The organism is Lentzea xerophila (assembly GCF_051094245.1).
Lineage (GTDB): Bacteria > Actinomycetota > Actinomycetes > Mycobacteriales > Pseudonocardiaceae > Lentzea > Lentzea xerophila.
This window is the reverse complement of record NZ_CP194934.1, coordinates 8,468,128-8,480,123: the sequence shown is the minus strand read 5'-3', so window position 1 is coordinate 8,480,123 and position 11,996 is coordinate 8,468,128. Positions and strand designations below refer to the sequence as shown.

Genomic DNA, 11,996 nt, shown 5'->3' with positions numbered 1-11,996 from the left:
TTAACCCACAAGTTGTTCACCCGCGAGGACAGCTTCGGACGGAACGTCCCTTGTGTCCGTCCTGTTGAACGCCAGCAGTCCGGCGGCGACCACGCAGAGGACCGCGGCGACGACGAACGGCTGCGCCAGGTGGCTCACGAACGTCGCGGCCAACGCGCCGCCGAGCCAGCGCAGGAAGTTGTACCCGGCACTCGCCACGGGCCGCGGCGCGTCGCCGACGCTCATCGCGGTGCCGGTGAACAGGGTGTTCAACAGGCCGCTGACCAGGCCACTCACGATCACGGCGACCACCAGCACCGGCTTGCTGGGCACCGCCATCAGCAGCATCAGCACGGCGAACGCGAGCACCGACCCGATGATCGCCGCCCTCTCGCCGACCCGGTCCGCGAGCCGCGGCGCGAGGAAGACGCTCGAGACCGCGACGCACACGCCCCAGCCGAAGAAGATCAGTCCGATCTCGACGGCACCCCACCGCAGGACGAACGGCGACCACGCCAGCACTGTGAAGAACGCGGCCGTGTAGAGCGCCGCGCCGATCGAGATGCGCAGCAGAACGGGGTTGCGCAGCGCCTTCAGCGGGTCGAGCAGCCCGATCCGGGGGCGTTCCTCGTGCGAGTCCCTGGCCAGGAACGTTGCACAAAGGATCAGCGCGACGGCCATCAGAACCGCAGTCCCGAGGAACGGCCCGCGCCACGAGAAGCTGCCGAGCAACGCACCGAGCAACGGCCCCACACTCAGACCCAGACCGAGCGCGGCCTCGTAGAGCAGGATCGCGCCCTTCTGCCCGCCGCTGGCCGCGCCGACGATGACGCTGAGCGCGGTGGCGATGAAGAAGGCGTTGCCGAGCCCTCAGACGGCCCGCAGCCCCACGAGCTGCCCGATGCTCCCCGCCGCCGAGCACGCCAGCGTGGCGACGACGATCAGCGCGAGCCCGCCGACGAGCGTGCGCTTGGCCCCGAACCGCGCCGTCGCGGCACCCGTGAAGAGCATCGCCACGACCTGGACGCCGAGGTAGGAGGAGAAGAGCAGGGTGACCTGCGACGGTGTTGCGTGCAGACCCTCCGCGATGGACAACAGGATCGGGTCCACGAGCCCGATCCCCATGAAGGCGATGACCGCGGCGAACGCCGTGATCCACACCTGCTTGGGCTGAGCCTTGAAATTCACTTAGCTACCCTAACAGATATTGCTTAGCATAGCGAAGCATCAGGCGCGGTACGGTTCTGCTCGTGGATGCGGTGATCTTCGACCTCGACGGCGTGCTGATCGACTCCGAGCAGGTGTGGGACGAGGTGCGCCAGGCGTTCGCCGCCGCGCACGGCGGGGCGTGGACTCCTACCGCGACCCGTGACATGCAGGGGATGTCGACGCCGGAGTGGGGCGCGTACCTGGTGTCGGCCGTCGGCGTTCAGCTCACTCCTTCCGAGGCTTCCGCCGGGGTGATCGCCGAGATGGAGAAGGCGTACGCCGCGCACCTGCCGGTGATCCCCGGTGCCGTCGAGGCCGTGAGGGCCGTGGCGTCACGGTTTCCGGTCGCGATCGCCTCTTCGGCTCCGGCCGTGCTGATCAAGGTGTTCCTGGACGTGACCGGGCTGCCGGTGCCCGTGGCGGTCTCGTCGGAGGAGTGCGCCGCCGGGAAGCCCTCGCCGGACGTCTACCTGCTGGCGGCGTCGCGGCTCGGCGTTGCTCCGGCTTCTTGTTACGCGGTCGAGGACTCGACCAACGGGCTGCGCGCCGCGCTCGCCGCCGGGATGACCGTGCTCGCCGTGCCGAACCCGCACTTCCCGCCTGCCGCGGAGGTGCTGGACCAGGTGCGGGTGCTGGCCTCGATCGCCGACCTGCCGGACGCGCTGGCGTAGCCGGTCACGACCAGCGGCGATCACCGGTTTTCCGGCTAGACTCGCCCACTTTCAGGCGATTCGGCCAAGCGTGTCGAACCTGTGTTCGATAGGATGTGACCGTGGTGAACCGGCGTGAACAGGCGGCGCTCCTGCTCGCACTTCGCGACAGCGAGCGCGGCTGGGCCGACGTCACGAACGCCGTGGAGAACGCCGGCTCCGCCCTCTCCGTGCTGGAGTCGCTGCTCACCCCGGACCAGCCCACGCTGGACCACATCGCCTCCGACGTGGCCGGACGGCTGGAGCTGGTCGAGAAGGAGATCGAGTCCTGGGAGGACGAGGGCATCCACCTCGTCACCGTGCTCGACGAGCAGTACCCGGTTCAGTTGCTCATGGTTCACCAGCGACCGCCTTTTCTGACGTGCAAGGGTTTTCTGGACCCCGCAGACCAGTTCGGCATCGCGGTCGTCGGCAGCAGGCACGCGAGCGCGCGAGGACTCCACATCACCCGCGAGATCGCTACGACGCTGACCAAGCACGACATCACGGTCTTCAGCGGTCTGGCCGCAGGCGTCGACACGGCGGCACACCAGGCCGTTGTGGATGCCGGCGGACGAACGGTGTCCGTGGTCGGCACGGGCCTGCGTCGCTGCTACCCGGCGGAGAACAAGGGTCTCCAGCAGGAGATCGCCAGGACGGGTGCGGTGGTGTCCCAGTTCTGGCCGGACGCCGGTCCCGCCAAGCACCACTTCCCGATGCGCAACGCCGTCATGAGCGGTTGCAGCATCGCGACCGTCGTCGTGGAGGCGGGCGAGCACAGCGGCACCCGTATCCAGGCCCGGCTCGCGCTGGAACACGGCAGGCACGTCTTCCTGCTGCCCGAGGTCGTGTCCGGCACGATTTGGGGCCGGGAGATCGCGGAGCGGCCGAACACGACCGTCCTGGAGAGTCCCGACCACCTGCTGCGCGTGCTGGACGAGCTGCGCGCCGGAGTTCCGGACTTGATCGATCTGAGGTGAGCCCGCTCAGCCGCATTCTGGAGCGGTACCGCAACTTCCTCGTCCTGCCCTCAGCTCGCGGACCGAACGTGTGCGTGACATGCCGACGCACGACCGATGGATTCGAACGGTGCTGGCACGGGTGCTGTCCCAGTACAAGAACAGCCAGTCCGCCGAGGTGCGGCGGCAGTTCACGAACGAGCTGGCGTACGTCCTCGCGACCTTTCTGGCCAGGCACGGGGATTGTCTGAGCGACTTCGACCTCGTGACAGTCGTACCCAGCTCACAGGGCCGCACTCCACCGCTGGTCGACGTTCTCGGCAGGCGCATCGGCCTGACCAGCAGGCGATTCGCGGAAGCTCTCATGACCAGCTGCAAGAACGACCGGAGGATGCGGCCGCACTGCTACGACGTGACGGCCGATGTCCGAGGACGGAGCGTCCTGCTGGTCGATGACACCTGGACCTCAGGCGCGAGTGTGCAGTCGGCAGCGGTCGCGTTGAAACGTGCCGGCGCCGGCCACGTGGCCGGCCTGGTGATCGGCAGGCACCTCGACGAGCCATGCCCTGCAGCGCCGGTTCCGTTCGACTGGGACACGTGCTGCCTCTGCCGGCGCGGCTAGCGTGGCGGCCATGACGCAACGAGTTGCTGTGGTCACCGGCACGGCGCAGGGCATGGGGCTGCGGATCGCGGACGTGCTGCGCGAGGACGGGTTCGCCGTCGTCGGGTTCGACCTGCGGGAGAGCAAGGACGGCATCGTCGGCAACGTCGCCAGCGCCGAGGACGTCCAGCGGCTGACCGATCACGTCACCCGCACCCACGGCCGGGTCGACGTTCTGGTCAACAACGCGGGGATCGCGGGCATCGTGCCGTTCGAGGACACGACGCTCGAGCAGTGGGAACGGATCATGGCGGTCAACCTGACCGGGCCGTTCCTGCTCACCCAGGCGCTGGGCAAGGTCATGCTCGCGCAGAACTCGGGCAGCGTCGTCAACATCGCGTCCGTCGCCGGGCTACGGGGTGTGGCGGACCGGGCGGCGTACAACACGACCAAGCACGGGCTGATCGGGCTGACGCGGACGCTCGCCGTCGAGTGGGGCGGGCGGGGGATCAGGGTCAACGCCGTGTGTCCCGGCTGGGTCAAGACCGAGATGGACGTCGAGTCGCAGGCCGGCGGGTACTACGTCGACGACGACATCACGGACCACGTGCCGATGGGCCGGTTCGCCGCGCCGGACGACATCGCGCAGGCCGTGCGGTTCCTGGCCGGCGACAACGCGCGGTACGTCAACGGCGTCGCGCTGCCCGTCGACGGCGGGTGGACCGCGGACGGCAGCTGGCAGAACCTGCGGCTCTCCAAGCGGTGAAGGAGGGGGCCGCCCGAGAGCGGCCCCCACACGTCACGCCTCGCCGCGGATGAACTTCTCGACGGCCTCGTGCGCCTCGGAGTCCGAGTACTGCACGGGCGGGGACTTCATGAAGTACGACGACGCCGAGAGGATCGGGCCGCCGATGCCCCGGTCCAGGGCGATCTTCGCCGCGCGGACCGCGTCGATGATGATGCCCGCGGAGTTCGGGGAGTCCCAGACCTCCAGCTTGTACTCGAGGTTCAGCGGCACGTCACCGAACGCGCGGCCCTCCAGGCGCACGTAGGCCCACTTGCGGTCGTCGAGCCACGCCACGTAGTCCGACGGGCCGATGTGGACGTTGCGCTTGCCCATCTCGCGGTCGACCTGGGAGGTGACGGCCTGGGTCTTGGAGACCTTCTTGGACTCCAGGCGCTCCAGTTCCTTCATGTTGAGGAAGTCCATGTTGCCGCCGACGTTCAGCTGCATGGTGCGGTCGAGCTGGACGCCGCGGTCCTCGAAGAGCTTCGCCAGCACGCGGTGCGTGATGGTGGCACCGACCTGGGACTTGATGTCGTCACCGACGATCGGCACGCCGGCCGCGCGGAACTTCTCCGCCCACTCCGGGTCCGACGCGATGAAGACCGGCAGGGCGTTGACGAACGCCACACCGGCGTCGATGGCGCACTGGGCGTAGAAGCGGTCCGCGTCCTCCGAACCGACCGGCAGGTACGAGACCAGCACGTCGACCTCGGCGTCCCGCAGCGCCTGCACGACGTCGACGGGCTCGGAGTCGGACTCCTCGATCGTCTCCCGGTAGAACCGGCCGAGACCGTCGTAGGTGTGACCGCGCTGGACGACGACGCCGAGCGGCGGCACGTCCGCGATCTTGATGGTGTTGTTCTCGCTGGCCCCGATCGCCTCGGCGAGGTCGACACCGACCTTCTTCGCGTCCACGTCGAACGCTGCGACGAACTCGACATCGCGCACGTGGTAGTCACCGAACTGCACGTGCATCAGACCGGGCACGCGGGTGGTCGGGTCGGCGTCACGGTAGTACTGGACGCCCTGCACCAGCGACGCCGCGCAGTTGCCAACCCCGACGATGGCCACTCGAACGGTGCGGCGGTTTTCGCCCATTGCCGAGTCCTCCTTGTTCAACGATGAAGTGCTGCTCAGTCCTGCTCGGACTGTTCGTGCTTTTCGTGCGCGATGAGCTCGTTGAGCCACCGCACCTCACGCTCCGTGCTCTCCAGGCCCTGCCTGTGCAGCTCACGGGTGTAGCGGTCGATCTGCTCGCCCGTGCGCGTGAGCCGCTCGCGGAGCCCCTCCCTGCGTTCTTCGACACACCGCCGGCGGCCTTCCAGGATGCGCATCCTGACGTCAGCCGGCGTGCGCGAGAAGAACGCCAGGTGGACCCCGAACGAGTCGTCGTCCCAGGTCTGCGGACCCGCGTTGGCCAGGAGGTCGGCGAACCGCTCCTTGCCCTCCGGCGTCAGCTTGTAGACCTTGCGCGCCCGACGTCCCCAGGAGAGAGCTGGCTCCTCCGGCCCCTCCTCCACGATCAGGCCCGCACGTTGGAGTCGCCGCAATGTTGGGTACAGCGACCCATACGAGAACGCGCGAAACGCTCCGAGCAGGTCATGCAAGCGCTTGCGCAGCTCGTAGCCGTGCATGGGCGCCTCGTGCAGCAGGCCGAGCAGCGCGAACTCGAACAACGAGTCACCTCCTCGCGCCTGCACCGATAGGTGAAGCGATTATATCGCCGCGATACATCGATGGCTCCTCACAGTGTGGGATGTGGCACACCGTGATACCGCGCCGGAGGTCGCTGCCCTGAACGGCCCATCTCGCCAAAGCAGTCGGCACGTACTCTGGGCACGTGCTGATCCAACGACAGGTGGTGGACTACTCGCTGCAGCGCCGTGCGCTGCTGGCGGAGGTCTACGCCGGTCGCACGGGCACCATGGAGGTCTGCGACGCGTCCCCGTACCTGCTGCGAGCTGCGAAGTTCCACGGAACGGCGACCGAAGTGCCGTGCCCGGTGTGCCGGAAGGAACCACTGACCCACGTGTCGTGGGTCTACGGTGACGAGCTCAAGCACGCGGCCGGCTCAGCGCGCGCACCTGAAGAACTGGTGAAGATGGCGACACTCTTCGACGAGTTCTCCGTGTACGTCGTGGAAGTTTGCCGCACGTGCAGTTGGAACCACCTGGTGCAGTCATACGTCCTGGGGAAGCGTGGGCTGGAAAAGCCACGCAGGAGGACTGCGGCGGAATGAACCACCACAGGTGACACTGCTCCGAACGAAGTACGACCACCGAACCGCGTGCTCCCGCACGCCGGTCTGGGAGGCCTTTTCACGTGAACGACCAGCATGATGACAGGCAGCGCGGAGGCGAACCGCAGTGGCCGACCGGGGACGACCCGGACGGCGGCGGCACGAGACGCGATATGCCGAATCAGCCTCGACCGGGCACCCCGCCCGGCGGTTTCGCGCGCCCTCCTCAGGGTGGCACGCCGCCCGGTGGTTTCCCACAGCAGCAGCCCCCACGCCGCCCGAACGGACCAGGCGGTCCGCAGGGTGGTCCCGGTGGCCCGCTGGGTGCGCCCGGAGGTCCGCAGGGAGGCCCGGGACGCCCCATGAACGGTCCCGGCGGCCCCCAGCAGGGTGGCCCCGGTGGACCTGGTGGTCGTCCCCCGACGCCTCCCGGCGGCATGCCGATCGCACCACCTCCCGGCGCGCGTCGCCCCGGCGGACCTGGTGGTCCCGGCGGCCCGCAGGGCGGCCCCGGCGGCCCCGGCGGTCCCGGTCGCCCCGTTCCGCCGCGCAACCCCGGTGAGGAACGCACCACGCAGATGCCGCCGGTCAACCGGCCGACGCAGCGCGAGCCGGAGCTGATCACGCACCGCGAGCCGGACGACGAGTTCCTCATGGCCGGTGTCGACGATGACGACGACGAGTACTACGACGACGAGCCGGAGCTCACCGAAGAGGAGGAGCGCCGCCTGCGCAAGAAGAAGATCTGGAAGCGCGTCCGGATCGGCGCGTTCGTCGCGATCGGTTTGATGATCATCGGCCCGGTGGCCGCCATCGCGATCGCGTACCCGCTCGTCGACTGGCCCCGGCCGAACGACATCGCGGCCGACCAGGACAAGACGATCACCCTGCTCTACTCGGACGGCACCGAGATGGGCAAGATCACCTCGCCCGGTCAGAACCGCACGATGCTGACGTTCGAGGAGCTTCCGGAAACGGTCAAGCAGGCGGTCATGGCCGCGGAGGACGCGAACTTCTACGACAACCCCGGCTTCGACGCCATGGCCATCGCCCGGGCCGTCTGGATCCAGGCGACCGGCGGCAGCTCCGGTGGTTCCGGTCTGACGCAGCAGTACATCAAGAAGGCGACGGGCAACGAGGCAGCGACGCTGACTCGTAAGTTCACCGAGCTCGTCAAGGCCTACAAGATGAGCAACGAGTCGGACCACCACACGATCCTCACCGCGTACATGAACACGGTCTACTTCGGTCGTGGCGCGAACGGCATGAAGGCCGCGGCGCAGGTCTACTACAACAAGGAGATGAAGGACCTCACGCCTTCCGAGGCCGCTTTCATCGCGGGCATGATCCAGACTCCCTCGTGGTCCGAGGACGAGGCGCACGCGAAGAAGCGCTGGGAGTTCGTGATGAAGCAGATGCTCGAGAAGGGGTGGCTCAGCCAGGCGGACTACGACGCTCGCCAGTACCCGACGCCGCTGCCGTTCGAGCAGACGCAGCCCGCGAGCCTCGAAGGCCCGCTCGCCCGCGTGAGCCAGCAGGTCCAGAACGAGATCGACAGTGAGCTCATCGGCCTCACGATGGAGAAGGCGCAGAAGGTCGGCGTCACCGTCCACACGACGATCGACCCGAAGATGCAGCAGGCCGCGGTCGACGCCGTGAACTCCGTCATGGAGGGCCAGGACCCGGAGCTGCGCACGTCGCTCAGCGCGATCGAGCCGCAGTCCGGCGCCGTCAGGGCCTACTACCCCGGCAAGGACGGCCTGAAGGGCATCGACTACGCCAAGGGCACGATCCAGGAGGCAGGCTCGTCGTTCAAGCCGTTCGACCTGGTCGCGGCCCTGAAGATGGGCAAGGGCATCGGCGACACCTACGACGCGACACCGCGCACGATCGCCGGTGTGCCGATCCGCAACGCGGGCAACACCACGTGCGGCAAGGAATGCCCGATCAAGCAGGCCATGAAGGAGTCCCTCAACACCGTGTTCTACGACATGGTGGCGAACGACACCGGCCCCAAGGCCGTGGCGGACGCGGCGCACGCGGCGGGCATTCCGAAGGTCGTGAGGATCGGCGGCCAGGAGAAGCAGACGCTGGTCGGTGAAGGCGGCGGCGCTCCCAACGCCGGTATCGCGATCGGCGCGGACAACGCCCAGGTGCGACCGTTCGACATGGCCTCGGCGTACGCGACCTTCGCGGCCCGCGGCGTGTACCGCGCCCCGTTCTTCGTCACGAAGATCGCGGGCCCGAACGGTGACGTCCTCTACCAGCACGTCGACCAGCCGGTTCCGGCGTTCGACCCGGTGGAGGAGAAGAGCCGCGACATCGCGGACAACGTCACCGAGACCCTCAAGGACATCCCGGGCTACTCGAAGATCCCGTGCGCGGGCGGCCGCGAGTGCGCCGGCAAGACCGGTACGCATGAGCTCGCCGACGATGCGACCCAGAACTCGAAGGCCTGGATGGTCGGCTACACGCCGCAGCTGTCCGCCTCCGTGTGGGTCGGCAAGGACGCGGGCAACGTGGCCATCAAGGACAAGGCTGGCAAGCCCGTGTTCGGTGGTGGTCTGCCCGGCCAGATGTGGAAGAAGTTCATGGACGCGGCACTCGCGGGTACGCAGAAGGAGCAGTTCGCGAAGCCGAAGCCGCTCGGCAACTTCAACCCGCCGCGCAAGTCCGAGCCGCCGTCGTCCACGCCGAGCAGCGCACCGAAGACCAGCACCCCCACGAACACGCCGGAGTCGTCCACCAGGCCGACGCGCCCGACGGGGGAGCCGTGCCAGGGCCTGCTGTGCCCGAGCAACCCGACCAACCCGAGCACGTCGGGCAGGCCCAACCCGGGCAACCCGACCGGGGGCCGGGATCCGGGTGACACCTAAAGATCGACCATGAGCTGAAGGGCCCGGCGCGCACGCGCCGGGCCCTTCCTGCTTCGGTCCAGGGATGTTGACCACGGCGAAACGGTCTTGGCCGTAACATCCGCGACGTGCCCAGCAGCCCTGCCGAGCGTCCCGCCGAGGCCTCCACCCCGGACCTCGCCGAGGACACCGACTCGCTCACTCACGAAGAGCGGGTCGCACCCACGTGGACCGAGTCGCTCGCGCGCGGCCTGAGCAGACCGTTCGGCGGCCGGCTCGGCGAGCACGCACTGGTCGGCCGGAACTACTTCTGGACAGCCCTGCGGGTGGTCCTGCTGCTCGCCGTGGTCACGCTGACGCTGGGGTGGGTGCAGAAGTCGCCGTGCATCCAGCAGTACGTCGACGACAAGGGCGTCGTGCAGCTGGACTGGCGGGGCAGCAAGCAGTTCACCGCCCTGTGCTACTCCGACACCGTGCCGCTCTACACCGCGGAACGGCTCGACCAGCGCGGTGCCTTCCCGTACATCACGTCGTGGAAGGACGACGAGGGCAAGCCGACCGAGCACGTCCGGTACATGGAGTACCCGGTGGTCACCGGCCTGTTCATGTGGCTGAACGCGCGGGTGGCGCAGGGGCTCGTGGCGCTCGTGCCGGGGCTGCCGATGACCGTGATCGTGTTCTTCAACGTCACGGCGTTCTGGCTGGCCGTCGCGTGGCTGGTGACGGTGTTCTCGGTGGCTCGGATCGCGCGGCGCAGGATGTGGGACGCGGCCATCGTCGCCGTGTCGCCGTTGGTCATCGTCCACGCGTTCACGAACTTCGACACGATCGCGACGGCGTTCGCGACGGCCGGTCTGCTGGCGTGGGCGCGGAAGAAGCCTGTGCTCGCCGGTGTGCTGCTGGGGCTGGGCGGCGCGGCGAAGCTCTACCCGTTGTTCCTTCTCGGGCCGTTGCTCTTGTTGTGCTGGCGGTCCAACCGGATCAAGGTGGGCCTCACCACCACCGCGTCGGCAATCGGCGCGTGGGCGCTGGTCAACGCGCCGATCGCGTTGAACCCGGCCTCGCACACGGGGTGGAAGGAGTTCTTCCGCCTCAACACCGAACGCAACGCGGACCCGGACACGCTCTACAACGTCCTCATGCAGTGGACGGGGTGGCAGGGCTTCGACCCCGGGCTGACGCAGGGGCAGCCGCCGACGGTGCTCAACACGGTCAGCATGGTGCTGTTCCTCGCCTGTTGCGCCGGTATCGCCTACGTGGCCCTCTCAGCTCCGACGAGGCCGAGACTCGCGCAGCTCGGCTTCCTGGTCGTGGCGGCGTTCCTGCTGACGAACAAGGTGTGGAGCCCGCAGTACTCGCTGTGGCTGGTGCCGCTGGCGGTGCTGGCGTTGCCGCGCTGGAAGCTGCTGCTGGCCTGGATGGCGGTCGACGCGCTGGTGTGGGTGCCGCGCATGTACTTCTACCTCGGCACCGACAACAAGGGCCTGCCCATCGACTGGTTCCTCGGGGCCGTGCTGCTGCGCGACGCGGCCGTCATCACGTTGTGCGTGGTCATCCTGAGGGAGATCTACCACCCCGAGCGGGACCTCGTGCAGATGGCGGGCGACGACCCGTTGGCGGGTGTCCTGGCCGATGCGCCGGACCGGCAGATCGTCACACCCGCACGAGGCGAGCCATCGCATCGAATGCGGTCGCGTTCGGATGCAGGTGATCACCGGAGTCGAACTCCGGACGCAGTCTGAGCGGGTCGGCGGGGTCGCGCACGGCCTCGTCGAAGTCGATGGCGTCGGGGAAGGTGGCGCGGATCCACGCGTTCACCTCCTGGCGCTGCCGTTCTCCCTCCTCGGTCCAGGTCATCCAGCCGCGCCACGGCGTGATGGTGCCGACGTGGAACTCCACGCCCTCGTTGCGGCACCGCAGTTGAACGGTGCGGATGCCCGCGATGATGTTCTCGGCGCTGATGCCGTGCTGGATGTCGTTGATGCCGCCGAGCAACACGACCTTGCGCACTTCTTCGCTGAAGAGGACGTCACGAGACACACGGGTGACCATCGGCGCGGTGCCGAACACCACGCCGTTGCCGCCGATGCCCGCGTTCAGCACCGCGTAGTCGCTCTCGACCAACGACGGCCAGTTGCCCTCGGCGTACCCCTCGGTGATCGAGTCGCCGAGCATCACTGCGGCGCCCGGTGCCGTGAAGCCCGCGACCTCGACCGCCGATACCAGGCAGACGTACGCGCGCGCCGACGTGATGGTGTGCCATGCGCGCGCCTGACACGGTGTGCCGTTCGGGACGTGTGTGCTGATCTCCAGCGTCGTGCTGACCGGCAGCCGCACGGCGTCGCTGTGGACCTCCGCGCGGGCGCTGATCGTGACGGCGCGGGACCTGTTGAACGTCAGCTCGCGCGTCTCGCCGTTCGCCTTGACGGTGACCTGCTCGACGCGGACCGGCTTGATGCCCATCAGGTTCGACAGGCGAACCCGGACCGACGTGCCGCCCGCGGCGAGGTCGACCGTCGTGCGCACGACGTGGTCCGGCACCGCGGCCGAGAGCGTCGGCACGGCCTGCCACACGGGCAGCCAGCGGACCACCTCCGACCGCGTCGGCACGCCGGAGGCGCCACAGGCCAGCAGCAACGCCAGCGCGATGATCACCCTCACCGATGCAGTCTGCGGCG

Annotated in this window: 10 protein-coding genes and 1 pseudogene; 7 read left to right on the top strand and 4 right to left on the bottom strand. The window is 68.4% G+C overall.

Annotation, left to right across the window (positions count from 1 at the left end; genetic code table 11):
• Positions 1-1,167, bottom strand: a pseudogene (locus tag ACRSBM_RS40725) (MFS transporter).
• Positions 1,168-1,229: 62 nt separating this feature from the next.
• Between ACRSBM_RS40725 and ACRSBM_RS40720 the strand changes: the two are divergent.
• The 4 genes from ACRSBM_RS40720 (at position 1,230) to ACRSBM_RS40705 (ending at position 4,203) form a co-directional block, all read left to right on the top strand.
• Positions 1,230-1,859, top strand: coding sequence for an HAD family hydrolase (locus ACRSBM_RS40720; RefSeq protein ID WP_434452039.1), 630 nt, complete (start codon positions 1,230-1,232; stop codon positions 1,857-1,859).
• A gap of 101 nt (positions 1,860-1,960) precedes the next feature.
• Positions 1,961-2,857, top strand: coding sequence for a DNA-processing protein DprA (locus ACRSBM_RS40715; protein WP_434452038.1), 897 nt, complete (start codon positions 1,961-1,963; stop codon positions 2,855-2,857).
• Positions 2,858-2,966: 109 nt separating this feature from the next.
• On the top strand, positions 2,967-3,458 hold the full coding sequence (locus ACRSBM_RS40710) for a ComF family protein (RefSeq protein ID WP_434452037.1): 492 nt from the start codon (positions 2,967-2,969) through the stop codon (positions 3,456-3,458).
• A 10-nt stretch (positions 3,459-3,468) separates the two neighbouring features.
• Positions 3,469-4,203, top strand: a complete 735-nt coding sequence (locus tag ACRSBM_RS40705) for an SDR family NAD(P)-dependent oxidoreductase (protein ID WP_434452036.1) — start codon at positions 3,469-3,471, stop codon at positions 4,201-4,203.
• Between the two features lie 33 nt (positions 4,204-4,236).
• On the opposite strand, the gene ACRSBM_RS40700 is transcribed toward ACRSBM_RS40705, so the two are convergent.
• Together ACRSBM_RS40700 and ACRSBM_RS40695 are read right to left on the bottom strand one after the other, a co-directional pair.
• Positions 4,237-5,322, bottom strand: a complete 1,086-nt coding sequence (locus ACRSBM_RS40700) for an inositol-3-phosphate synthase (RefSeq protein ID WP_434452035.1) — start codon at positions 5,320-5,322, stop codon at positions 4,237-4,239.
• Positions 5,323-5,357: 35 nt separating this feature from the next.
• Entirely contained in the window at positions 5,358-5,900 is a 543-nt protein-coding gene (locus tag ACRSBM_RS40695) for a PadR family transcriptional regulator (RefSeq protein ID WP_434452034.1), read from the bottom strand.
• A 164-nt stretch (positions 5,901-6,064) separates the two neighbouring features.
• On the opposite strand from ACRSBM_RS40695, the gene ACRSBM_RS40690 reads away from it, so the two are divergent.
• The 3 genes from ACRSBM_RS40690 (at position 6,065) to ACRSBM_RS40680 (ending at position 11,060) form a co-directional block, all read left to right on the top strand.
• Positions 6,065-6,463 carry a DUF5318 domain-containing protein gene (locus ACRSBM_RS40690; RefSeq protein WP_434452033.1) on the top strand — a complete coding sequence of 133 codons (399 nt, stop codon included), beginning with the start codon at positions 6,065-6,067 and terminating at the stop codon, positions 6,461-6,463.
• Between the two features lie 362 nt (positions 6,464-6,825).
• Positions 6,826-9,339, top strand: a complete 2,514-nt coding sequence (locus ACRSBM_RS40685; RefSeq protein WP_434452032.1) for a transglycosylase domain-containing protein — start codon at positions 6,826-6,828, stop codon at positions 9,337-9,339.
• Between the two features lie 107 nt (positions 9,340-9,446).
• Positions 9,447-11,060 carry a glycosyltransferase family 87 protein gene (locus ACRSBM_RS40680; RefSeq protein WP_434452031.1) on the top strand — a complete coding sequence of 538 codons (1,614 nt, stop codon included), beginning with the start codon at positions 9,447-9,449 and terminating at the stop codon, positions 11,058-11,060.
• Here the strand turns inward: ACRSBM_RS40680 and ACRSBM_RS40675 are convergent.
• Complete coding sequence (locus ACRSBM_RS40675) at positions 10,972-11,979, bottom strand: GDSL-type esterase/lipase family protein (protein WP_434452030.1); 1,008 nt, start codon at positions 11,977-11,979, stop codon at positions 10,972-10,974. The two genes, ACRSBM_RS40680 and ACRSBM_RS40675, sit on opposite strands and share 89 nt — an antisense overlap.
• Between the last annotated feature and the right edge of the window lie 17 nt (positions 11,980-11,996).